The following is a 22,339-nucleotide window of genomic DNA, read 5'->3' as shown; positions in this document are numbered from 1 at the left end:
CACAGTTAAAAGCCAAATTTTAAAAGGCCGCTCTGCTATATGCAGGGCGGCCTTTTTTTAACTATCCATGTTTTGAATATAAAAAAGCCCGCCAAATTTGACGGGCTTTCCCAACAATGCGCTCATAGAGACTGGATAAATCAACCGCCTTAAGCTGAACGAACTTTCTGTAAGAAATCTACAACGGACGTTTGAAGCCCATCAGCTTCGCCGGCCAAACCAGTAGATGCACTCTCTACCTGTTGTGCACATTGGCCGGTTTCAGATGTTGTTGCACTCAGAGACTGCACTGAATCATTAACTGTTTGAGCGCCGCTCGCTGCTTCTTGAGCTGACCGGGAGATTTCCATTATTGCTGCACGCTGCTGATCCATTGCAGAAGCAATCGATGAAGAAATCGTATCAATATCACTAATCAGTGTAGAAATCTTGTTCATAACAGAAACAGCACCACCAGAAGCTTGCTGTATGCTTGCTATCTGACTTGCTATTTGTTCAGTTGCTTTACTTGTTTGGCTTGAAAGTTGTTTCACTTCATTCGCAACAACCGCAAACCCCTTACCGGCTTCACCAGCACGCGCTGCCTCGATAGTCGCATTGAGTGCAAGCAAGTTTGTTTGGCCTGCAATATTGTTAATAAGATCAACAACTTCCCCAATCGCTTCTGCTTCGCGATCCAGGCCTTTTACGCTTTCACTTGAAACATGCATTTCATCAACAGCTTCTTTTGCTATCTTCGTTGAATGCACGATCTGGTTTGCAATTTCTGCGATAGAAGCTGACATTTCTTCAGCGGCAGACGCCACAGTGTTCACATTGTGAGATGCTTGATCTGCAGCACCGGCAGCTGCTCCAGTTTCATGTGTTGCGTTCTCAGCTGAACCACGCATGACCGCGGCAGTATTTTGTAATTCTGAAGTTGCTCGAGACATAACTTCAAATGTATCGCGCATTTTGCCGTCGAAATCTTCGATAAAGCTATCAATCTGACGTGTACGTGTCTCACGCTCAGCAGCTTCAACTTTTGTTTGTTCTTCAAGACGCAAACGCTCGCGACCATTTTCCTCAAACACGCGTAGAGTTTGAGACATTTGGCCGATTTCGTCTTTTCCGTCAGTGCCTGACATATCAATATCAAACTCACCATCAGCCAAACGTGCCATGGCATTGTTGAGTGCTGTCAAACGTTTGGAAATACGGCGATCCACGTAGAAGAAACCAATCAATCCAGCACCTGCTAATGATGCTAGTGTCATCAAAATAAGCAAGGTAATCGCTGTTGTATTTGTACCCAACGCTGATTTTGCTGTAGCTTCAGCATCTGCTCTAATTGTCTCTGCGAACGAGATGGTAGATGCTTGTAATGTTTCAGCAGCGGAATTTGCTTGCTCAGCTATCGCTTCAGCTTGCAATACAGATTCAAGCACCTGCGTCTTCATTGACGCAATCGTACTGTCACCTTCAGCAAAAGTGACAAGACTTTGCACAGCGTTTTTCAACTCTCCTGAGGCCACGCCACCGAGAATCGCAACATTCACTGTAATTTCATCGACCTGATAAAGTAATTCTTCTTCGATAGAAGTGATGCTATCAACAGTTTCCGCAAGCTCAATTTCACCGTAAAGTGAGTTCATAGTATTTGCGGAGAGGCTAATACGCAAAAGGGTTTCGATATCACCTTCTTCTGCAGTATCTAATTGGCCTTCAACAGCGGCCACCACGTCGCTTCTAAAATCACGCACATCGTTCATTGCAGAGCGCAATCTACCATCTACAGCAATTCTTTGCGTCACAACGCTGTTTAGCGAGTTTACAGCATTTTGCATTTCATCAATTGCTGCACCAACTTGCGTTAAATTTCCTACGTCTTCAGCAGCCGCTAATTCTGCGATATTCGCATCAATGTCAGCAAGGTAACTCACCAGCTCATCAAGAGAACGAGATCGCTCAGTTTCACTGACAACTCCGGCAAAACCTTCTGTCGCAGCCTTAAGAACACTAGATGAAGTTCCCATATCATCGGCAGCTTCTAGAAGCGGCAATTTTTCTTCGACAACATCTGTTAAACCAGCACTGGACGAATTCAGAGCGGAGATTGAAATCCCTGAGGCTCCTGCCAACGTCACTCCGGCTGCTGCAAACGCTGCAGGTAGCCGCACCCTAATCAAATTGTGATTTAACTTAGACATTATCTTTTTCAGCCCCCAGAGCTTCTAAATTTTTGATTTTTAATCAAACGGACCACTAAAGCGCAGTCCGTTTGATTATTATATTTTAAAGCTGAAAGTTAATCGTTACGTTAATGCCAGCATCTGGAGAACCTGATTCAAATTTCCATTGGCTCAGCGCTTTAATTGCTGCTGCATCAAATACACCAGGAATACTAGCGTCAGTAACAGCTACATTTTCAACTTTTCCAGCGTCATTTACATCGAAAGACAATGAAACAGAGCCTTCCAATTCACGGCGTTCAGCTCCACGTGGATATTCAGGAGCAACTTGTTTTACTACTTTAGCTTCAGCAAGTGCTGGAGCAGCACCACCAAATACAGATGCAACTGATAGAGCAGCTGCTGACAATGCAAATTTCAACTTCATGGTTTCACCCTTAAAACAGATATAGTGATACGTTTTTTTTGAATGACTGAAACATATAATGAATCAGCCAGACATACGCTTACACGGGCAAATATTGACCTCTGAGTTGCAAATGTTAGGTTAATTTAACTACCAAAATTACAAATATGTACTCATCCAAACGAATTTTTAGATCGTTTTTACTAGTCGAAACAATGTAAACAATTGATATAAAACAATTTTATCCAGCAAATAAATTTCGCAAGAAATTTAAAACACACATCAACCCTAAAATGTAATGTGCCTAAAAAGCACGTATAGGACGTTAAATTCTGGCTCCATAGCTTCAAAAGCTGAGAATATTCAAATTCATGTTAACAAATGAATTCAATAAAAAGGGCATCCATTCAACAATAGATGCCCTTCATAATATTTTTTATAGTACAAACCGCTGATTTATACCGCTATACTTGTGCGCCATGAGGTGCGTTTTCATTTTCACCACCACCTATACTTCCACGACGAAGGCCTGTGTGAAGCAATATTGCCGATGCGATAAAGATGGACGAATAAGTCCCAATAAACACACCCCAAATCATGGCAAAAGAGAAGCCCCGCAAAACCTCACCACCCAGTAGGAAAATGGAGAATAGAGCAAGCAAAGTTGTTCCTGATGTTAGCAATGTACGAGATAGCGTCCGATTTATAGACATATCAATTACATCAGTATCAGACATTTTTTTATACCTGCGCATTTCCTCACGCACACGGTCATACACAACTACGGTATCATTCATAGAATACCCCACAATTGTTAGCAGTGCCGCAATTGTAGATAGATTGAACTCAAATTGCGTCACCGCAAACATACCAATTGTCAGAATTACATCATGTATAAGCGCAAGTACCGCTCCAATAGAGAATTGCCATTGGAACCTGAACCAGATGTAAAGAAGCATCAATCCAAGCGCAACAACTAGCGCCATGATACCGTCCTGCAAAAGTTCACCCGATACTTTCGGACCTACAGCCTCTTTACGACGCTCTTCAATGTCACCGAATTTGTCTTTCAGTGCAGAAAGTATTCCGCTTGCTGTTGCTTGTACAGCAGCCTCTACAGCCTCGCCTTCAGCATCTGGAGCTTTGGTTTTGATCAATGCGATCGTCGTGCCTGTCTCTTCCGCTACTAGATTATCTTTAATCTCAGTAACCTCGACCCCATCCAAATCAAGTTCAGACAGAGCATCTCTGATTTCGCCAATGTCGACTTTTGTTGATGTCTCGATCTCAATCACAACACCACCAACGAAATCGATACCAAAGTTAAGCCCTCGTGTTGCGACCATTGCAATAGATGCAATAATAAGAACTAACGACAAAGCAAAAGCACCAAACCTAAGTTTCATAAAACCAATTTTTGGCTCAGTAGGAAGGTATTTCAATAACATAATCTCTCTTCCTATACTGGTAGCTTTTTGGGACGAACAGTTCGCACCCAATCAGCCATAAACATACGTGTCAAAACGAACGCAGTGAATACAGAGGTAAAAACACCTATTCCCAAAGTCACCGCAAACCCTTTTACAGGACCTGACCCAAGCCAGAATAAAACGGCCGCCGCAATTAGGGTCGTTAAGTTGGCATCCAATATTGTTGAACTTGCCTGCTTATATCCTATTTCTATGGATGTAATGGGAGAACGACCATTTTTATGTTCTTCACGGATGCGTTCAAATACAAGAACGTTTGCATCAACGGCCATACCGATCGTTAGGATAATACCAGCAATACCAGGCAATGTTAGGGTTGCACCCAATCCTGACAAAGACCCAATGATGAGCATAATATTTGCTGCAAGAGATATAACCGCAAACACACCCCACAAACCATAGGCAAGAATCATAAAGATTGCGACGAGCGCCAGACCAATAGCGGATGCTGTCGTCCCTGCGCGAATAGAGTCTTCACCCAACCCCGCGCCTACCACTCGCTGCTCGACGACTTGGAGCTTAGCTGGTAACTCACCCGCCCTAAGCACGATAGCAATTGCGTTCGCTTCCTGAATTTCAAACGAACCTGTAATTCGACCAGATCCACTCAAAATAGGGGAACGTACACTTGCTGCAGAAATCACTTGCCCATCAAGCACAATAGCAAAACTATCATTGATGTGCTCAGAGGTAAAATCTCCAAAAACCTTTGGTCCGCGCCCTTTTAGAGTAAAGTTAATTTGTGGACGGTTGTTTTCATCAAAACCTTGTGACGCAGTTGCAAAATCAGCACCCGTCAGAATGGGGTCTTCGTGAACGACATATTCGCGCGCAGAATAAGCATCTTGGCGCTTTACCTTCCCCAAACGTGGCTCATCTAACCGATACTGGGATGCATCAGCAGTTTCATCAACAAGATTAACGGTCATAACACCCGCACGTTGAATCAGCTCTATCAATTCAGTCGGATCGTCCAACCCTGGAACTTCAAGTACAATTCGGTTTGATCCCTGTCTTTGAATATTGGGGTCGGTTGTCCCTGAGCCATCAACACGTCTACGAACGACTTCAATAGAATCGTTCAGGGCTTCAACTTCAAGCTCTTCCAAACGAGCCGATGAAAACGTAACATTCATCACGCCGTTTTGCTCAGAGATATTTAAACTTTGCTGTCCGCCGATTCCGCCAACAGGAGAAGATAACTCACGCACCCGCCTTTTTGCTTCATCAATTTGGGTTGGTTCCATTACACGAAACCGAACACCACCATCAACAACTTCTCGGCCACGGAATTTCACATTATTGGGCTTTTTAATAAGCGTTCGCTGAATATCCCGAGAAAGTTCCAGCAACCTATTTTGTTGCAATTCCTCTGGATCCACCTCCAGCAGTAGATAGGAACCGCCTTTAAGGTCCAAACCTAATTTTACAGTTTCAGATGGCATAAATCCTGGAAGCCCAGCGCGTTGACCTGCATTCAGCAGATTCGGCAGGCACAACCAAGCTCCTAGCAAAACAACGCCAATCACAAGAAGGCGTTTCCAAAGAGCAAATTGCAACATAATTTAGCGACTCTAGCTTTTAGAAGTATCGTTAGCTGGCTGAGGTGTGTTTTTACCACGGACCTCAACAATCATAGCGCGAAGCACGCGAAGTTTTACACCCTCGCCCGCATCAATCACAACTTCAGTATCTTCGACACGTGTGATTTTACCAATAAGTCCGCCAGTCGTGACAATTGTATCGCCCTTTACGACAGCATTCACCATCGCCTGATGTTCTTTTTGGCGCTTTTGCTGAGGACGAATCATTGTGAAATACAAAATCACAAGAATACCAGCGAATGGTAGCATTTGAAGCAATGGAGAAGGTTGACCGGCTGCGCCATCAGCGCTGGTCACCTGAAAAATTAGCGGTGCGATAGACATAAACGCCTCTTAAATTATTCCTTAGCCATTTCCGTTTGGAAACGAACGTGCGCCAACCCAACTGACACCAGTGTGGATAGACGCATTCAAGCCGCGGACTATATCGTCAGGTCACAACAATGCAATGTGCTGATACGCATTGGTTTATCATGTTGATGCGTTAAATTGACCGTTTGGGTAATAAATGTGACGCAGGATCTATCGGAGACTTCCCTCGACGCAACTGAAAATGCAATTGGGGACGATCAACTGATCCAGTTTCTCCAACCTTTGCAATCGCCTGCCCTTGTCGAATCGGTTGATTTTCTTCCACCAGCAATTCTTCAGCGTGAGCGTAGGCGCTGACCCAGCCGTTACCGTGGTTTATGAGGATTAGGAGGCCGAAACCTGGTAATTCGCTGCCGGCATAGACGACATATCCATCAGAGGCCGCTTTTATTGTTGATCCGGCACGGGCGGCGATATTGACGCCGTCATTTATTTTACCATTTGGCATTTGCCCGTAAGTTTTTATGATATTCCCATTCACCGGCCATACAAAACCTTTTGCATCTCCGGGTAAATCAATTTTTTCACTTGTTTTTATTGCAGAAACTGGAGCCGACTCGTCAAAACGGCCCAGTGCTTCATTTTTCACAGCTAATTTAGCCGAATCGACAGCAAGGCCGGGACCTGCTTGTTGGTCTCCCCCCAATTGAACAGCGGTAGGAGAAGACGCTGTTGCAGTTTGTCCTACAATTGGAGCTGCAATTCCCTTTGATTCACGCAAGATTTTATCGCGGGCTTTAGCTGATGCGATGGCTGTTGATTCTGATGCAAAAGAATCTCTGGCTAAACTTGGTAAAATCATCTGATCGCCGGGATAAATGGTCCACGGCTTTGGCAATCCATTCATATTTGCGAGCGAGCGGGTATCGACATTATAACGTCGTGAAATGGCGTATAAAGTCTCCCCTGTTTCCACGACATGTATATTTGGAGGCGGCAAATGCACGAAACTTCCAACTTCCAGACGAAATGGCGGTTGCAGGTCATTTGTTTCAACCAATGCCCGCAAAGCCACCCGATAACGCGTCGAAAGACTGTATAATGTATCTCCTGCTAGCACTTCCACCTTATCTCCAACCGGCAATTCAGATACGGAAGCATTTGTATATGCTGATATATTTGAAGGCTGAGAATAAACTGATGCCGTAGAAGTGTTGCTTACTAAAGTTTGTTGATGCTGTGAATGCGATAATGATTGCATGGACGCCGCATTATCATATCGACCTTCATCCATTCCCATTAAATCTTCATTGGAGAAACTCATTTCTCCTGCGCCAGAAAGTTCACGCTGTTTGAAAGAATGATCAACAACACCAGCGCCGATTAGTGCTCCGCCACCTGCAACTCCTCCTGAAAGCGGAGCCATTGGTGTCGCATAAATATTTGCTATAGGAGCAGCTGCCGGAAGAGAACCAACGGCTAGATGGGGGATAGTTTGCGGCATTCCAGAATTTGCGTAATTTGCCGAGGTGCCGAATTGTTGTTGGTTTAATGACGAGTTTGTGTCGACTATTTGTGTTCCCGCTTGGCCATAAGTGACGGGTGGGTAGCGAGTCTGTGCGATTCCCTGTTGATACACACCTGTACTTTGATGAGTGACATATTTTTGTTGGGCTGATCCGGCTTGGGAATAAATTTCTGGCTGAGAATTGTTTATCGCATTGGCCCGAGCTTGTTGTTGAGCTACTTGCTCAGCGGCCAATCGTTGTCTCTCTGCTTGCTCACGCGCCTGAGCAACTTTTTCGTAATATTGCGTATCGGGCTGACCAAGCGGGGAGCCTTGTGTCACTGGTGCATAATCTGCACCTTCAGGAATTCTATATTCGCTATATCGAGCCGCTGAACGAAATTCGACGGGTGCAGTTTCCCGCGCCTGTGCAATTGCCGGCGCGCACCAACACATACTTAGAACACATGCCAGAACCAGCTTTATGGTTAAGACTGATCTGGTAGAAAGCCGTTTTTGTTCACTCATTTATTAACTGACAAACAGACAAAATGTTCGTCCCTCACCGCATTAAAGTTCTCTTGCAGTGCCAATAATGAGGGGTAAAAACTTAGAAGCCCCTAACGTGGTTAGTTTTTCGACTTGATTTCCGACTCTTTTATAAACATTTATCTGTTGTGAGCCGTCTTTTTCTACCGGCGCAACCAATATGCCCTCGGATTTCAACTGTTGCGCCAAAGTGTAAGGCGGGCGACTAATTGCACCCGTAAGTATGATACGATCAAATGGCGCACGTTCTTGCAGCCCTTCCATGCCATCGCCATGGAATAAGCGAATATTGTCTAGCTCCAAAGATAACAGTGTTTCGGCTGCTTTTTCATGCAGGGTTCTAAAACGCTCTACGGTGTAAACCCGTTTTGCAAGCAAAGATAAAATCGCGGCTTGATACCCAACTCCGGTTCCCACTTCTAAAACATCGTGATCAGGCTGAACATTCAGCGCTTGCAGCATTTGGCCGACGACAACAGGGAGGGAAAGTTCCTGTCCGCACGCAATTGGGACTTTTAAATTGTCATAAGCCATGTCGCGATATTCGGGAGGCACAAAAACAGCGCGCGGCGTTTTTTCAATCGCGCTCATCACACGATTGTCCCGCACACCGGCTTGACGCAGCAATAAAACAAGCCGCGCAGCTCTAAATGGATCCACTACACTCAACGGTCAAAGACCTTTTATAATTCGCCAAAAGACTCAATTAGCGTATCACGATAAGCATAATGCGTTAAATCGACATGTAATGGAGAGATACTGATCTTGTCTTCATAGATGCAACGCAGGTCAGTTCCACCCGGAGGATCAGATTTGGGACCACCATGTGAGAGCCAGTAATAATCACGGCCACGCGGGTCTGTTCGTTTTTCTGAATTCACAATCGAAAAATCACGCAAGCCTTGTGATGTGATTTCCGTGCCTTTGACATCTTCAATTTCACAATCAGGAAAATTGACATTCATCACGACGGATTTTGGCCAGCCAGTTTCCAATAGGCGCTTGACCACTTTAGGGCCAAAATGTCGCCCTGTGTCCCATGCCATAGATTTGCCTTTTCGAAAGCCCTTCGTTTGGGAAAATGCAATGCCCGGAACACCCATGAGCATGCCCTGCACAACCGCACCAATCGTGCCAGATTGCGTTGTATCTTCACCGACATTTTGACCGTTATTGACGCCTGATAGAATCAAATCTGGTTTTTTATCAGTTAGGATGTGCTCTATGCCTAAAACCACACAATCTGTTGGTGTGCCTTCAATGCGGAAACGCTTTTCTCCGCGTTGATCAATGCGAACAGCTTCAGAGACAGTGATAGCACGGCCCTGCCCTGATTGCTCAACCAGCGGGGCGACCATCCACACATCATCAGAGATAGACCTTGCAATCTCTTCCATGACTACAAGACCCGGTGCATCTATTCCATCGTCATTTGTAACAAGAATACGCATTATTTAATCACCTCTACACCGCCCATATAAGGCACAAGTGCTGCTGGCACTTTGATAGAGCCATCTTCTTGCTGATAGTTTTCAAGGACCGCCACGAGTGTGCGACCAACAGCAAGGCCAGAGCCGTTTAATGTGTGCACAAATTGTGTTTTTGGTTTTTTGTTGTCTTCAGTTGGTGCCGGCTTAAAGCGTGTATTCATACGGCGCGCTTGGAAATCACCACATGTCGAACAAGAAGAAATCTCGCGGTAAGTATCTTGAGACGGCAACCACACTTCGATGTCGTAAGTGCGCTTTGCACCGAAGCCGATATCACCTGTACATAGGTTTACCACGCGGTATGGCAATTCAAGTTTTTGCAAAATCGCTTCTGCGCAGCCTGTCATGCGTTCTAATTCAGCGTCAGATTCTTCTGGCTTGGTGATGGATACCATTTCCACTTTCGTGAATTGGTGAAGCCGGATCATGCCTTTTGTATCACGTCCAGCAGAACCAGCTTCAGAGCGGAAACATGGGGTTGCCGCCGTCATTCGGATTGGCAATTGATCTTCAGCTAAGATTTGTTCGCGCACGAGATTTGTGACTGGGACTTCGGCTGTTGGGATAGTATAAAAGTCATTTGTCGTTTTGAACAAATCTTCTTCAAACTTAGGCAATTGCCCTGTACCCACAAGCGCGTCATCACGTACTAAAAATGGCGGTGACACTTCTTGATAACCATGTTCATCTGTCTGCACATCAAGCATGAATTGCGTTAAAGCGCGCTCAAGCTTAGCCATTTTGCCGCGCAGCGCCACAAAGCGCGCACCAGAGATTTTAGCGGCGGCTTCAAAATCCATCAGGGCAAAGCCCTTCTCGTCTTTTAGCTTTTCACCAAGATCGGCATGTTCCTGCGCTGTAAAAGCCAATTTATTTGGCTCGCCCCAGACGCGCACTTCAGTATTGTCGTCTTCATCTTCGCCATCGGGCACGTCATCATAGACGATATTTGGCAGGCCAAGCAGAATGGCATCTAGCTTGGCGCGCACGTCTGATTCGGTTTCACCGATTTTTTCCATTGTGGCTTTGGCATCTGCGACTTCAGCCATTAGGCGCTGGGCTTCATCTTCATTGCCTGTGGCTTTGGCTTTACCGATTAGTTTAGATGATTTGTTGCGAATTTGCTCGGCATCTTGGATTTGCTGAACGGCTGCACGCAATTGCTCGTCTAATGCCAGTATATCTGAGACCACATCGCCCAATCCCGACTTGCGGCGGTTCCAGCCATTTATATAGGCATCTGGATTGTCGCGAATGGCGCGGATATCGTGCATGGGAAGGCTCCTAAAAGGCGTAAACTCGTCTGGATATTCTATATGGGGAAGGCAATAGCATTATTCGCAAGAAATAACAGCCATATTGGCGAAACTCGCGAAGCAATCTGTTTATCGGAATAGACGCTCACATACAAATCACACGCTATTGAATTGTGAGTGAGCGATAGATGGGGTCTTATAGCCATAAATGAGCAATCAAGGGGCTGGCAGATGAACTATATCAGGAAATATGGACATTGGGTGATATCTATCTATATCGCTGTAATTTTTCTGGATTCACTACGTTTCAAATTTACGAATGCGCCTGAAACGCAGGTGATTTTTGGTAAGCTGGATGCATGGGCTGACACATTTGGTGGGGGCGGGATATTTTCGCAAACGGGGCTGTTTAGCCAATATGTCATTGGTAGCGCGGAACTTGTTGCATCCGTATTGATTCTGGCAGGATTATTTCTTGGCTATAAAACAATGCATGGTTTGGGCGCGCTGATTGGTGTGGCGGTGATGACCGGTGCGATCAGTTTCCATCTGTTCACGCCTTTAGGTATTGATCCAAACAATGATGGTGGCGGATTGTTTTTTGCAGCTATTGGTGTGTGGTTGGGATCCATCGCGATTGCATTTATGCGCCGCAAGGAATTGCTGAAATTGGGCTGCGGGGTCGTTGGTTCAGTGTTGAGCAAATGATCAAGCTAGCCTGCTGAACAAGAGCGTCAATCACACTAAATATTGAGGCGCTCTTCTTCAGCTTCGTCTTTTTTCTTCTCGACAAAAGCAGCTGCGATAATGCCCAGCTCAAACAAGAGATAGACAGGCAATGCCAATGCGATTTGTGAGAATGGGTCTGGCGGTGTCATGAACATTGCGATGAGGAATATACCAAAGATCGCGTATTTACGGCTTGCACGCAAAGTCGACACTTGCACCACACCAGCACGTGCGAGCAATGACATGATGACCGGTGTTTGGAATGCCAAACCAAAAGCTGTGATCAAAGATATAGACAAATCCACATAGGGTTTTGCTTTGGGCAAGAATGTGACGCCTTCAAATTCCTGATTAAACGCAAAATGCATCACAAATGGCAGGATCATGAAATACACAAGCGCTGCACCTGCAACGAATAGGAATGGTGTGATCGTGATGTAAGGCAACATGGCTTGGCGTTCGGATTTGTATAATCCGGGAGCAACAAAGCTGTAAATTTGCCAAGCAACAAATGGAAACGCCACAGCAAGCCCTGCAAGAATTGCCAATCGCAATTTGATGAACAAAATCTCAAAAGCATCAGTAAAGATAACACCGTCAATGGCATTTGCGGCACCAAACTCGGCTTTTGCTTTGTCAAACGGCAACATGAGGAAATCAAACATGTGCTGTGCAAAAATAAATGCGATCAGTGAACAAACACCCACTGCTATAAGAACACGTACCAAACGGGTACGCAGCTCTTTAAGATGATCCATTAAAGGCGCTCTACTCGCCTCCACATCTTCATGCCCTTCTGGACCTGAATTGCTAGTTTTCGTTTGAATATCGGTCATGATGTGGCTTTATCACCGATCTTTTTTGAATCAGTTTGAATCGACTGATCTTCGAGGATTTTTTTAGCTTTTAAAGCATCAGTTTCGGAGACCTCAGATTCTATAGCCTCAGTTTTGGTTTTTTCTGGTGGGGCTATTTCTGCTTCAGCATTGGTCTTTTCAAAGTCGGATTTCATTTTATTGACAGCTTCACCGGCATCTTTTGCAATGTCAGCGTCAGTCTGTTCAAACTCTTTTTGCATGTCATCAAGGCCGGACTCTTTTTTGAGCGCCTCAACTTCTTTACGAAGTTCATCTAGCTCGGCCTGACGTCCCAATTCATCAAAGCTCTGTCTGAATTCAAATGCCATCATACGAAGCTTACCGGTAAAGCGTCCGAACTTGCGCATCATCAACGGCAAATCTTTCGGCCCGACAACTACGAGCGCTAGAATGCCTAATAACAACATTTCCGAAAAGCCGATTTGCGGAATCATTTACGCAACTACTCCATAGGCGAGCAAGAAAAAGCACCTGCCCTGATCATCGGCACTACGGCCAAATGATATCGCCACTCAATATTAAACTTCTGTTTTATCTTTTTTGGGCGTGATGTTTATTGTTTCGCCGTCTTCAAGCGCTTTGGGAGATTTTGGAGCAGGCTCCTTACTCTCTTCATCATCCTTCAAACCTTGACGGAAACTCTTCATGCCGTTGGCAAGATCGCCCATGATTGAGGAGATTTTACCTCGACCACCAAACACTAGCAGAGCTATTACGAGTACAATTATCAACTGGAAAGGACCAGCTCCACCAAGACCAAACATTGCTCAAACTCCTACATTCTGCAACTTCGTCGTATTCCCTAGACCAATACCTAATTTAAATCAGCCCCCGCCGCAAACAATCACAGAACACATTTCTGTTTTATTGAGCAAATGAGTTGATTATTGATCATCTTCTTTGGAAAAATCTGTATGAAATTCCGCTGGTTCAGTCAAACCATCTTCAATTGAGTCGATGATTTCAAGCAAATCTTCATCGGCTTCAGACTCGCTAGGGCGCGGCATATCAAAATCATCGGGGATATTGGCAGATAATAACCCAGCAGCTTTCATCTCCTCGCGTCCGGGAAGAGAATCCAATCCATCAATTCCAAAATGTTCAAGGAAGGCATTAGTTGTGCCATATACGACTGGTCGCCCGGGCGTTTTTCGTCGTCCGCGTAGCTTGATCCAATCCATTTCCAGCAATACATCCAGCGTGCCTTTGGACACCGCCACGCCGCGAACATCCTCAATTTCAGCGCGTGTGCACGGCTGACAATAAGCGATGATAGACAAGGTCTCCATAGCAGCTTTTGAGAGCTTTTTTTCTTCTTCTCGTGTTTCTTCAAACAAAAATGCGAGATCAGGCGCAGTTTGAAAACGCCACCCCCCCGCAATCTCCATCAATTGGATGCCTCGCCCTGCATAGGTTTTTTGTAATTGCATGAGAATATCAGCGACATCAACTCCTGGAGGCAGCATTTCGACTAATTCACCTGCTGCAATAGGAATGGTTGTGGCAAACAATATCGCCTCTGCACGTCGAAGCGCATCAATGCCGATTTCTACTGGATCAGAATGATCACTTTCGGCATCACCATCCCTTTCGATCACTTTGTAGATATCATTTCCCAGTATTGCATGAGCCACTTCCATCGGAATATCGGCATCCTGATCGCCATCGGTATTTTCAGCGATGGGCATTTTTTGTTTTGGAGGCTTTTGTTTTTGCTGACGCGACAGAGCCGCTACAACTTTGCGGATTTCTTCGGGATCTGATTTATCTGTCATATCTGTTCCGCAATTTAAGAAGCTTTATTCTCGGCTTGTGCCCGCCTGACATACACATCAGACAAGGCGGCATCCTGCCTCATATCAACTGCGCGGTCACGGGTTAGCTCAAGGGCTGCAGCAAAATAGCTCGCTGTTATAGATTTTCTAGGCGTTTCATCGGGTTCGCCACTAGGCGCGCTCAGACCTTGAATTCTTGCCCAGTCGTCTAGTTGGGGCACAATTTTTTTCAACGATTTGCGTGCGCTTTCCAAAGCGAGCACGGGTTGTCGGCGAACAATATGTGAGCGCACCCGGGTTTTTCGAGATTGAATATTTCCAAACGCCTTCATCAAATCATAAATGCTGGCATCGTAAGTGACTTTTTTATTGATCCGAACGCGCTCAGGCATACCTCTCACAAAAACATCCCGCCCTGTGATATTAAGCGCATTTAATTCAGTGGATGCATTGCGCATAGCCTCTAGCCTAGCGATCCGAAATGATAATCGGCGCGCCATCGCACCTGCTTCAGGTTCTAATTCGGATTTTTCATCCAATTTGGGCAATAGAAGTTTGGATTTCAGATAGGCTAACCACGAAGCCATAAGTAGATAATCGGCAGCCAGTTCTATGCGATGGCTCTTCGCTTCTAAGATAAATTCGAGAAATTGTTCTGCCAATTGCAAAATAGAAACTTGAAGCAAATCAACTTTCTGACGGCGGGACAATTCTAACAATAAATGCAGTGGACCTTCATAGCCATGAATATCGACCGTAAAAACATCTTCTGGCGCTGCATCTTCTACTTTGCGCGAAGCATCTCTCAAGTGTTGATCCTGAGCGAGCTGCATTAAGCCATCGCCCGACCAGTTGGATCTTCTCCGACCTCGTGAAGCGATATTTGCCCAAGCAAATCATCAAAGCGTCGCCGTCCTGCATCAATATCAAATGGCTGACGGTGCAATGTTGCATCTTCGGCGATTTTCGCTCTTTCTTCTGACCGCCCGACTAAGCGCGGACAGGCAGAAGCCACTTGCCTCATCTGCATCAAAATAGCATCAGGGTCTTTTTCAAAACCAGCACAATGAAGCGCGATATCGCACCCAGCATCAAAACTTGCTCTTGCACGGCTTTCTAAAGTGCCACCAAGCGCTTTCATGCCAAGATCATCACCCATTAAAAGACCATCAAAACCTATACGTCCACGAATGACATCTCGAATAACTTTTGTTGAGATTGTTGCAGCAACATCTGGGTCAAATGCCTGATACGCAATGTGAGCAGTCATTGCCATGGGGGCATCACTTAATGCAGCGAAGGGCGCAAAATCTTTCTCTAATTCTTCGGCACTGGCATCAACAACAGGAAGTGCTTCATGACTATCTTGTTTCGCGCGGCCATGTCCGGGTATGTGTTTTATAACGCTCGCAACACCGCCATCCATGAGTCCTTTAATAGCAGCAGAGCCAATTTCAGCCACTTGTTGCGGCGAAGATCCAAAAGCACGATCTCCAACAATATCATGCGCATCATGATGCAATAAATCTAAAATTGGCGCACAATCGGCAAATATACCTAGAGGCTGAAGTTCAGCGGCCATCAATCTGTGACCAAGCCAAGCAGCTTCTTTACCCAGCTCAGGCGATTTTTGGTACAGTCTTGCATATGCTTCACCGGCAGGAAATTCCGGCCACTCAGGTGGGCGCATACGGCGAACTCTGCCGCCTTCCTGATCTATAAAAACAAGACAAGGCCGCCCCAGAGCAGACCAAATTGCATCCACAAGCGCACGTACTTGCTTTCTTGATTTAACAGAGCGACCCATGAGAATAATTCCCCACGGGTTATGCTGTGCTAAAAAGATAGCTTCTTCATCCAGAAGTTCAGGTCCGGAAACACTCAGAATGCATGCTTTGGGTGCGCTCATTTTTTCTCTGCAACAATACAATCTCCCCCGCTCGCTTTGAAGGCTTTACAGAAGACATTCGCATCTGCACGAGAATCAAAGCTGCCGGCTTGTACACGATGCCACACCCCCTTGGGCCCAAGGTCAACGGTCTGAACGTGTCTCTGTGCGTTTTCAAAGAGATTTGGGGCTTTTTTTCCTGCATTTTTCCAAACATCGTCGACTGCATCGACGGTTTTAACCGCTGCCAGCTGCACAACAAAGCCGCCATCTACCGCAAATTGATGTGAGACACTTGCCGGTTTAGGCGGAACAACACGTGGTTTTGGTTGCTGAATAGGCGTGATATTTATATCGGCTGATGATGGTTCAGCTGGTTTCTTGACGACAGGTGCAGGTTTAATTTCTTCCGTTATGACGGTTGAACCAGCTGGTTTTGAACCAGGACGCAAATCAACAGGTTTTCCGCTTTCACCAAGTTGACGCGTCTGAGGCTGCGCACGTCTTACCTCGGGCATGCTTGGAGAAATAGATTTTGAAGCCAACCCATTTGCCTGATTAGCATCAATGGCGACATTCTCAAGAACAGGAACAGGTTCTTCACGCACAGACATTTCTGCAATATCTGTTTCGGCACGGGCATCTCCACCGACCTGATCAAGCACCCTAATATCTGTATTTCTATCTGCATTTCCGCCAGGATCTAAAGGACGCATTTTAAAAGCACCTTCAGATGCAATCTGCGGCAATGCTGTGCTATCGGAATGGCGTACACCCTGTTTATAGGCGTTCCAAACCACGACACCAAAAACAGCTATCACCCCTAACGTCATGGCCAATATCAGTGGGCCACGATTATTCTCGTTCGGCATCTCATAGCCACCGTTTTCGTCAGGCAAAACGGCAAATGCCATATTATCATTCTTTGTTTGGTTGGGTCTACGGTCTGTCATTTCAAATGCCTGCAAGGATACGTTTTTTTGACGCGTCGCTTTTCCAATCGGTCAAAATTTCAATCTTTAATATCCAGTTTAAGCAAATATGGTTTATGCGACCTAAACCAGATCAAATAAATTCTTCTCCGACTTGGCAAAGATCAGATCATTGAATCTAGGTTAAACAACCGCCTGTGTTCTTCAATCGCATAATTATCGGTCATGCCTGCAATATAATCACAAACTATTCTCGCACGGCGATCGCCTGACGTCTGCTCTGCATCCTGCCTCCATGGGGGCGGCAATGTGTTTGGTTCGCGATTAAACAACTCAAACAATTCCTTCAAAATGCGCCTTGCCTGTGAGCGCATACGATTGACTTTGAAGTGTTTATACATCCGCTCATATAGGAATGCGCGCAAAACACGCTGCTTATCATCAAGACGTTTGGAGAAAGCAATAACTGGCTCGTCCAGATTTCTGATATCTTCCGCGCTTTGAGGGTTGTGCTTTTTCAAACGCCGGCGTGATTCTTTGACAAGATCATCAACCCAAATACCGATTAAACGCCGCACAGCTTCAGCGACTATCAGCTTCTCATCGAGAAAAGCATATTCTTTGCGAACACCTTTAAACACATCGCCAACAAGGGGAACTTCGCAAATCTCATCTACTGTAAATAGGCCAGCAGCAATTCCATCATCTATATCGTGATTATTATAGGCAATATCGTCTGCAAGCGCTGCGACTTGTGCTTCTGGTCCTGCAAAAGTGTGAAGCTCGAGATTTTCTAGTTGAGGATAATCCAAAAAAGCCTGAGGAAGCGTGTCTATAGATTTGCCATCAGTTAGAACAGGACCATTGTGTTTAACCAGACCTTCAAGCGTTTCCCAACTCAGATTTAAGCCATCAAATGTCGGATATCGTTTTTCTAGTTTCGTCACAACACGCAGTGTCTGGGCATTGTGATCAAAGCCATTATATTCTTGCATACACGCATCAAGTTCATCCTCTCCCGCATGCCCAAAAGGTGGATGACCAATATCATGGGAAAGGGCCAAAGCTTCAGCAAGATCCTCATCTAGGCCCAAAGTTCGCGCGACAGAACGTGCAATTTGCGCGACCTCCAACGAATGCGTCAAACGCGTGCGGTAAAAATCACCTTCATGCGCCACGAAAACCTGCGTCTTCTGTTTTAAGCGTCTAAATGCAGACGAATGAATGATGCGATCTCTGTCACGCTGAAAACAAGTGCGCGTCGCCGAAGGCGCTTCTTCATGTGCACGCCCACGCGTTTGCAGCGGATCACTTGCATATATGGAACGCTGGGGGGGTACAAATGTTTCAACCATTAAGTTTGATTTCCAGAAAAGCTTTTAATTTCGACCCGCTGATATTACATATCTCATAAGTGGCGGTTTATAATCATAAGATTAATAACGCCAAGTTTATTGATTGGGTTTAGTTACAATTATGCAAGATAAAGTCACCATTACTGCTTCAGCTGCCGATCGCATTAAATTTATCCTAAAGGATAATGGAAATGCGTCCATGCTCCGTATAGGCGTACTTGGCGGTGGATGTTCAGGTTTTTCATACACTTTCGATTTTGCAAATGAAACAAATGAAGATGATATCGTATTCGAACGCGATGATGCCAAAGTCGTTATTGATGAAACGAGCATCCCATTCCTTGAAGGATGTGAAATAGATTTCGTAAATGAACTTATCGGTTCGTCATTTAAAATAAACAACCCCAATGCAACGGCATCTTGTGGGTGCGGCACCAGTTTTTCAGTCTAAGGCTGACCGTTTCAATAACATCACTACTTATCCTGATTTTTACGTCGTCGTGCGTTCAACCAACTTCCAATCCCAACGCCAGCTGCGACCCCTAGTATGGCTGGCGGGCTGATTATATTAAATAGAAACAGCATAAAACCTAGAAGGGCGCCCATCGCGACACCAACAAATCCTTCTTGAACAGGGTCAAATTGGAATTTATTCGGCTGGTTCATCGCCTTCACTCTTGTTAAAAGGTTGCACATCCATCGCCTTTTCCCGAGCCAGTTTGCGTCTCACGACCTGAATAATCACTAATACTGACACCAATGCTATAGCAATGACTGGCAACCATTTATGAGCTTGATCTTCACCTGCCAACTCGCCAAAAATGTAAAAAAATACGAATGTTATACTGATATACATCGCGCCAGAAAAAATGATGAAAAAGGCAAATTTTGGAAATGGTGCGTGAAAAAAACCTGAAGCAACATAAAAAGGAATACGTGTTCCAGGTATGAACCGCACAATCATAAGACTGGATGCCAAATGGTTTACCACACCATCTCGCGCCTTTTTTACCGTCGGTTTATCAGCATATTTTTTTGCCCATTTATGCGAAACCGCAGCCCGACCTGCCCAATATTTCCATAAATCACTAAAAGTTAGACCAGTGATTATCGCTGCACCAAGAAACCACGGTTCCCCCAGTCCTGTAACAGCAGCTGCAGCAGAGCCAATAACAGCTGCATCCTCTTGAATAAATGGCAATATCAAGAAGCAAGCATAAATGCCCCAAGGATAAGCTTCGAAAAATGAAAGTAAAGAATCTAACATCACACCAGCCACTATAACAATTGATGAGACTGATTGCATCTGAAGCGCAGTGGAGCAACAGAAAATCTCATTTCAACGAATGGCTCTTTTTATAAAGACTGCTCAATTTAGTTAAAGATTATTCCGTTTATTTGAATATTTACATGCTCGCCATGAAAGGTTCGCCAAAATTCTGCTTGATCATTGCCCACACATAATCAGCTAAAATACTAGCACCAACGCCATTTAGGTGATTGCTATCATGATAAATCACTTTGCCATCAAACATGCGCAAACAGGTTGATTGAGTTTCTGGACAGAACACAGATGTCGGGTCAATAAACAAGTGGCCTTCTTGTTCAACACGTTTTTTCAAAACACGATTTACAGCGCTTGCACGCTCTTTAGATTCCATTCGCGTCAAACCCTCACAGGATTTTTCCGAATGGTCTTCACTAATTAGGTAACTAGGACGCACAATACATTGACTAGAATCCAACCCTGGATAGGGAATAGCACCAATAACGACAAGCTTACTGCCAGCATTTTTAAAGTGCGCCAAAGTATTATCTAGCCCCACTCTAAATGCATGCTGAGAAGGCTCAATACCGTCAGGTGAGCCATCTTGAAAACCAATACGTGTTGGAGGCTCACCCTCAGCATCAATCCCCCACCAATATTGCGCAAACCGAGCATGAATTACGACAATCTGAGAAGGCACGTCAGCAACTCTGGTAAGGTTTTCTTCAAAATCACCAACCTTCCATTCGCCTCCATAAGTTGTCACCCCTTTGAAAGGCAAAACACCATATTGTCTGACTAAAACTGCGCTCAGATCATCGGCTTGAACCAAAGCCTCAAACCCTTTTGCAAACTCCAACGCATGGCTATCACCAATAACAACAATGTCTGGATCTTTTTTAGGTTGACCAAAAGCACATGCAGTCTCGGCCAGAGATTTAAAATTTGCACCACAATGTATTGATAGATGAGTTTCAAGATTCGCTTCTTGCCTCGCTTCGGACAAGCGCCAATTCCAACCATTCTGATATGCTATCAAGCTTCCAGAAAACCCGATTGCCATGACAATACTTGAGACGACAAAACCAACTAAGCGCACCTCGCCTTTCTGATTCCCCGCCCAAGGTAAACGAAAACGTTCTTCGACCAGTCGATACATTAACTCAGCCAGCAGCATGGAGACACCTGCGAGAATAATCATTTCCCACGCATTTAAGGGACGAAATGCCCAATATCTGTATAGAATTATGAGCGGCCAATGTATCAAATACAAAGAATACGATGTCTGACCAAGTCTTACCAAAGGTCGACTTCCCAATAATACACGTGATGCAGACGTGCGAATACCGATAAGCAGAGCACATGTTGCTATCGTTGGTAAAACGGCCCGAATAGCATTGTAATTATCCGAGGACAGCAGGAACATTGACATGCCCAGCAGCACAATACCACCAACAAAAAATAGCCAATGCAGCTTCTCCGAAATGAAAATGTCGCCATTTTTTCCGGGCAATAAAAGCAATATGGCAATGCACCCTCCGGCCGCGAACTGCCAAACCCTAAAAATACTCAAATAGAAAGCTGCACTTGGATAGCCGTCCTGAACATAGACAGAAGCGAAAAAACTAACAGCTCCGATAAACACCATTACAAAGAACGCAGTCCATCGACTATAATAGAAAATCCACGAGACCAGAGCCATCACCAATGGCCAAGCCAAATAGAACTGAACTTCAACGCCTAGTGACCATGTATGCAATAATGGCCTAACGTGTTTTCCAGCAGAAAAATAACTACTGTCGATCCAAAAATACCAGTTCGCCAAAGACACTGACGAATACACAGCGGATTCAGCGGTTTCAGAAAAATGCTTGGGGCTCATCACAAGAAAAGCCCCAATGAGCGTCAACACAATCGTCAGGAAAAGCGCAGGCAGTAATCTACGGCATCTGCGAACCAAAAATTCTGTATAATCAAATTTGGCTTGTTCAAATTGAGACAATAATATTCTGGTTATCAGAAAACCACTGATAATATAAAAGACATCGACCCCAATAAACCCACCATGCAGGCCAGTTGCACCGAGATGATATAAAAGCACAGCCATGACCGCAATTGCTCGCAAACCATCAAGCGACGGTTCATAACCTGGCTTTTCAAGCTCTATGAGGCCGTTAGGGGACTTCATCATTTAGTATTTAGCCCTCAAGACCTTCACCACAAAGCTAACTCATTACATTAACAATCAGCTGTAACAAATAGAAAATAAAGATTTTTTCGCAAGAAAAACCCTTCACCCAAAAGAGAAGGAATTCCAAATTACAAAACCGTTATTTCATTTGAAAACCAATGTCTGCTCGAAAACAGATCAGTATGACTAGCTTTCCACTGAATTGACTGAAGCAAACTTCAGACCAAAACCAGTGCTAGGTCGAAGTGATTACACATGCGATATAAATGAGATGTAAGCTGGGATATAAAAGCATCATATTTCAAGAATGCTTATCATGTATGCACGGTTGCAAATTGATTGGTCGGGACGGCAGGACTTGAACCTGCGACCCCTCGCCCCCCAGGCGAGTGCGCTACCGGACTGCGCCACGCCCCGACAAATCAAGATGGGTCTTATAAGTCAGAGAGGCCTAACTGGCAATTAGCAATAGTCGTGTTTTCGTGTTTTATAATGGATCAAATTTGGACTATTCCAATAAAAAAAGCCTTGATTTCTCA

General features: G+C 45.0%; 22 protein-coding genes and 1 tRNA gene. 2 read left to right on the top strand and 21 right to left on the bottom strand.

Annotated elements, in window-relative coordinates:
• Positions 1-149 precede the first annotated feature (149 nt).
• The 9 genes from HBAL_RS07045 to serS all read right to left on the bottom strand — a co-directional run bounded on the left by HBAL_RS07045 (position 150) and on the right by serS (position 10,803).
• Entirely contained in the window at positions 150-2,189 is a 2,040-nt protein-coding gene (locus HBAL_RS07045) for a methyl-accepting chemotaxis protein (RefSeq protein WP_015827250.1), read from the bottom strand.
• An 85-nt stretch (positions 2,190-2,274) separates the two neighbouring features.
• Positions 2,275-2,598, bottom strand: a complete 324-nt coding sequence (locus HBAL_RS07040) for an energy transducer TonB (protein ID WP_015827249.1) — start codon at positions 2,596-2,598, stop codon at positions 2,275-2,277.
• A gap of 443 nt (positions 2,599-3,041) precedes the next feature.
• Positions 3,042-4,025: a protein translocase subunit SecF gene (gene secF, locus HBAL_RS07035; RefSeq protein WP_015827248.1), complete on the bottom strand. Its 984-nt coding sequence runs from the start codon at positions 4,023-4,025 to the stop codon at positions 3,042-3,044.
• Positions 4,026-4,036: 11 nt separating this feature from the next.
• Positions 4,037-5,629, bottom strand: coding sequence for a protein translocase subunit SecD (gene secD, locus HBAL_RS07030; RefSeq protein WP_015827247.1), 1,593 nt, complete (start codon positions 5,627-5,629; stop codon positions 4,037-4,039).
• A gap of 12 nt (positions 5,630-5,641) precedes the next feature.
• Positions 5,642-5,995, bottom strand: a complete 354-nt coding sequence (gene yajC / locus HBAL_RS07025; RefSeq protein ID WP_015827246.1) for a preprotein translocase subunit YajC — start codon at positions 5,993-5,995, stop codon at positions 5,642-5,644.
• A gap of 160 nt (positions 5,996-6,155) precedes the next feature.
• Positions 6,156-8,018 carry a LysM peptidoglycan-binding domain-containing M23 family metallopeptidase gene (locus HBAL_RS07020; protein ID WP_015827245.1) on the bottom strand — a complete coding sequence of 621 codons (1,863 nt, stop codon included), beginning with the start codon at positions 8,016-8,018 and terminating at the stop codon, positions 6,156-6,158.
• A 42-nt stretch (positions 8,019-8,060) separates the two neighbouring features.
• Positions 8,061-8,699, bottom strand: coding sequence for a protein-L-isoaspartate(D-aspartate) O-methyltransferase (locus tag HBAL_RS07015; RefSeq protein ID WP_149037497.1), 639 nt, complete (start codon positions 8,697-8,699; stop codon positions 8,061-8,063).
• A 23-nt stretch (positions 8,700-8,722) separates the two neighbouring features.
• Entirely contained in the window at positions 8,723-9,490 is a 768-nt protein-coding gene (gene surE / locus HBAL_RS07010) for a 5'/3'-nucleotidase SurE (RefSeq protein WP_015827243.1), read from the bottom strand.
• Positions 9,490-10,803, bottom strand: a complete 1,314-nt coding sequence (gene serS, locus HBAL_RS07005; protein WP_015827242.1) for a serine--tRNA ligase — start codon at positions 10,801-10,803, stop codon at positions 9,490-9,492. The genes surE and serS overlap by 1 nt, the downstream gene beginning before the upstream one ends.
• Positions 10,804-11,016: 213 nt before the next feature.
• On the opposite strand from serS, the gene HBAL_RS07000 reads away from it, so the two are divergent.
• Positions 11,017-11,493, top strand: coding sequence for a hypothetical protein (locus tag HBAL_RS07000; protein ID WP_015827241.1), 477 nt, complete (start codon positions 11,017-11,019; stop codon positions 11,491-11,493).
• A gap of 35 nt (positions 11,494-11,528) precedes the next feature.
• Here HBAL_RS07000 and tatC read toward each other — a convergent pair whose 3' ends face one another.
• From tatC to HBAL_RS06960, 8 genes are all read right to left on the bottom strand, one after another.
• On the bottom strand, positions 11,529-12,350 hold the full coding sequence (tatC, locus tag HBAL_RS06995; RefSeq protein ID WP_015827240.1) for a twin-arginine translocase subunit TatC: 822 nt from the start codon (positions 12,348-12,350) through the stop codon (positions 11,529-11,531).
• Entirely contained in the window at positions 12,347-12,826 is a 480-nt protein-coding gene (tatB, locus tag HBAL_RS16290; RefSeq protein ID WP_015827239.1) for a Sec-independent protein translocase protein TatB, read from the bottom strand. The genes tatC and tatB overlap by 4 nt, the downstream gene beginning before the upstream one ends.
• Positions 12,827-12,910: 84 nt before the next feature.
• Positions 12,911-13,156, bottom strand: a complete 246-nt coding sequence (gene tatA / locus HBAL_RS06985; protein ID WP_015827238.1) for a twin-arginine translocase TatA/TatE family subunit — start codon at positions 13,154-13,156, stop codon at positions 12,911-12,913.
• Positions 13,157-13,276: 120 nt separating this feature from the next.
• A complete protein-coding gene (scpB, locus tag HBAL_RS06980) occupies positions 13,277-14,167 on the bottom strand; it encodes an SMC-Scp complex subunit ScpB (protein ID WP_149037380.1) in 891 nt (296 codons plus the stop codon).
• A 14-nt stretch (positions 14,168-14,181) separates the two neighbouring features.
• On the bottom strand, positions 14,182-15,000 hold the full coding sequence (locus tag HBAL_RS06975) for a segregation and condensation protein A (protein ID WP_015827236.1): 819 nt from the start codon (positions 14,998-15,000) through the stop codon (positions 14,182-14,184).
• Entirely contained in the window at positions 15,000-16,076 is a 1,077-nt protein-coding gene (nagZ, locus tag HBAL_RS06970; protein WP_015827235.1) for a beta-N-acetylhexosaminidase, read from the bottom strand. Before nagZ ends, HBAL_RS06975 begins: the two co-directional genes overlap by 1 nt.
• Positions 16,073-17,008, bottom strand: a complete 936-nt coding sequence (locus tag HBAL_RS06965; protein ID WP_015827234.1) for an SPOR domain-containing protein — start codon at positions 17,006-17,008, stop codon at positions 16,073-16,075. The genes nagZ and HBAL_RS06965 overlap by 4 nt, the downstream gene beginning before the upstream one ends.
• Before the next feature lie 143 nt (positions 17,009-17,151).
• Positions 17,152-18,342 carry a deoxyguanosinetriphosphate triphosphohydrolase gene (locus HBAL_RS06960; protein ID WP_015827233.1) on the bottom strand — a complete coding sequence of 397 codons (1,191 nt, stop codon included), beginning with the start codon at positions 18,340-18,342 and terminating at the stop codon, positions 17,152-17,154.
• A 121-nt stretch (positions 18,343-18,463) separates the two neighbouring features.
• Here HBAL_RS06960 and erpA point away from each other — a divergent pair, with 121 nt between their 5' ends.
• Complete coding sequence (gene erpA, locus HBAL_RS06955; protein ID WP_015827232.1) at positions 18,464-18,793, top strand: iron-sulfur cluster insertion protein ErpA; 330 nt, start codon at positions 18,464-18,466, stop codon at positions 18,791-18,793.
• A 23-nt stretch (positions 18,794-18,816) separates the two neighbouring features.
• Here the strand turns inward: erpA and HBAL_RS06950 are convergent, their stop codons facing one another.
• The 4 genes from HBAL_RS06950 to HBAL_RS06935 all read right to left on the bottom strand — a co-directional run bounded on the left by HBAL_RS06950 (position 18,817) and on the right by HBAL_RS06935 (position 22,217).
• Positions 18,817-19,008 carry a hypothetical protein gene (locus HBAL_RS06950; protein ID WP_015827231.1) on the bottom strand — a complete coding sequence of 64 codons (192 nt, stop codon included), beginning with the start codon at positions 19,006-19,008 and terminating at the stop codon, positions 18,817-18,819.
• On the bottom strand, positions 18,992-19,609 hold the full coding sequence (locus tag HBAL_RS06945) for a DedA family protein (RefSeq protein ID WP_041302095.1): 618 nt from the start codon (positions 19,607-19,609) through the stop codon (positions 18,992-18,994). The genes HBAL_RS06950 and HBAL_RS06945 overlap by 17 nt, the downstream gene beginning before the upstream one ends.
• Positions 19,610-19,748: 139 nt before the next feature.
• Positions 19,749-21,800 (bottom strand): acyltransferase family protein, encoded by a 2,052-nt coding sequence (locus HBAL_RS06940; protein ID WP_015827229.1) that lies wholly within the window; start codon positions 21,798-21,800, stop codon positions 19,749-19,751.
• A gap of 340 nt (positions 21,801-22,140) precedes the next feature.
• Positions 22,141-22,217 (bottom strand) — tRNA-Pro (locus HBAL_RS06935).
• Positions 22,218-22,339: the final 122 nt, after the last annotated feature.

This window comes from Hirschia baltica ATCC 49814 (assembly GCF_000023785.1).
GTDB lineage: Bacteria > Pseudomonadota > Alphaproteobacteria > Caulobacterales > Hyphomonadaceae > Hirschia > Hirschia baltica.
This window is presented reverse-complemented; position numbering and strand designations above follow the sequence as displayed.

Coding starts and splice junctions, on each gene's coding strand:
- nagZ (WP_015827235.1), bottom strand. CDS start 16,076: ATGAGCGCACCCAAAGCATGCATTCTGAGTGTTTCCGGACCTGAACTT.
- secF (WP_015827248.1), bottom strand. CDS start 4,025: ATGTTATTGAAATACCTTCCTACTGAGCCAAAAATTGGTTTTATGAAA.
- serS (WP_015827242.1), bottom strand. CDS start 10,803: ATGCACGATATCCGCGCCATTCGCGACAATCCAGATGCCTATATAAAT.
- HBAL_RS06975 (WP_015827236.1), bottom strand. CDS start 15,000: ATGCAGCTCGCTCAGGATCAACACTTGAGAGATGCTTCGCGCAAAGTA.
- HBAL_RS07040 (WP_015827249.1), bottom strand. CDS start 2,598: ATGAAGTTGAAATTTGCATTGTCAGCAGCTGCTCTATCAGTTGCATCT.
- HBAL_RS06950 (WP_015827231.1), bottom strand. CDS start 19,008: ATGAACCAGCCGAATAAATTCCAATTTGACCCTGTTCAAGAAGGATTT.
- tatB (WP_015827239.1), bottom strand. CDS start 12,826: ATGATTCCGCAAATCGGCTTTTCGGAAATGTTGTTATTAGGCATTCTA.
- tatC (WP_015827240.1), bottom strand. CDS start 12,350: ATGACCGATATTCAAACGAAAACTAGCAATTCAGGTCCAGAAGGGCAT.
- HBAL_RS07000 (WP_015827241.1), top strand. CDS start 11,017: ATGAACTATATCAGGAAATATGGACATTGGGTGATATCTATCTATATC.
- HBAL_RS06940 (WP_015827229.1), bottom strand. CDS start 21,800: ATGATGAAGTCCCCTAACGGCCTCATAGAGCTTGAAAAGCCAGGTTAT.
- erpA (WP_015827232.1), top strand. CDS start 18,464: ATGCAAGATAAAGTCACCATTACTGCTTCAGCTGCCGATCGCATTAAA.
- surE (WP_015827243.1), bottom strand. CDS start 9,490: ATGCGTATTCTTGTTACAAATGACGATGGAATAGATGCACCGGGTCTT.
- tatA (WP_015827238.1), bottom strand. CDS start 13,156: ATGTTTGGTCTTGGTGGAGCTGGTCCTTTCCAGTTGATAATTGTACTC.
- HBAL_RS07045 (WP_015827250.1), bottom strand. CDS start 2,189: ATGTCTAAGTTAAATCACAATTTGATTAGGGTGCGGCTACCTGCAGCG.
- secD (WP_015827247.1), bottom strand. CDS start 5,629: ATGTTGCAATTTGCTCTTTGGAAACGCCTTCTTGTGATTGGCGTTGTT.
- HBAL_RS06965 (WP_015827234.1), bottom strand. CDS start 17,008: ATGACAGACCGTAGACCCAACCAAACAAAGAATGATAATATGGCATTT.
- HBAL_RS06960 (WP_015827233.1), bottom strand. CDS start 18,342: ATGGTTGAAACATTTGTACCCCCCCAGCGTTCCATATATGCAAGTGAT.
- scpB (WP_149037380.1), bottom strand. CDS start 14,167: ATGACAGATAAATCAGATCCCGAAGAAATCCGCAAAGTTGTAGCGGCT.
- HBAL_RS06945 (WP_041302095.1), bottom strand. CDS start 19,609: ATGTTAGATTCTTTACTTTCATTTTTCGAAGCTTATCCTTGGGGCATT.
- HBAL_RS07020 (WP_015827245.1), bottom strand. CDS start 8,018: ATGAGTGAACAAAAACGGCTTTCTACCAGATCAGTCTTAACCATAAAG.
- yajC (WP_015827246.1), bottom strand. CDS start 5,995: ATGTCTATCGCACCGCTAATTTTTCAGGTGACCAGCGCTGATGGCGCA.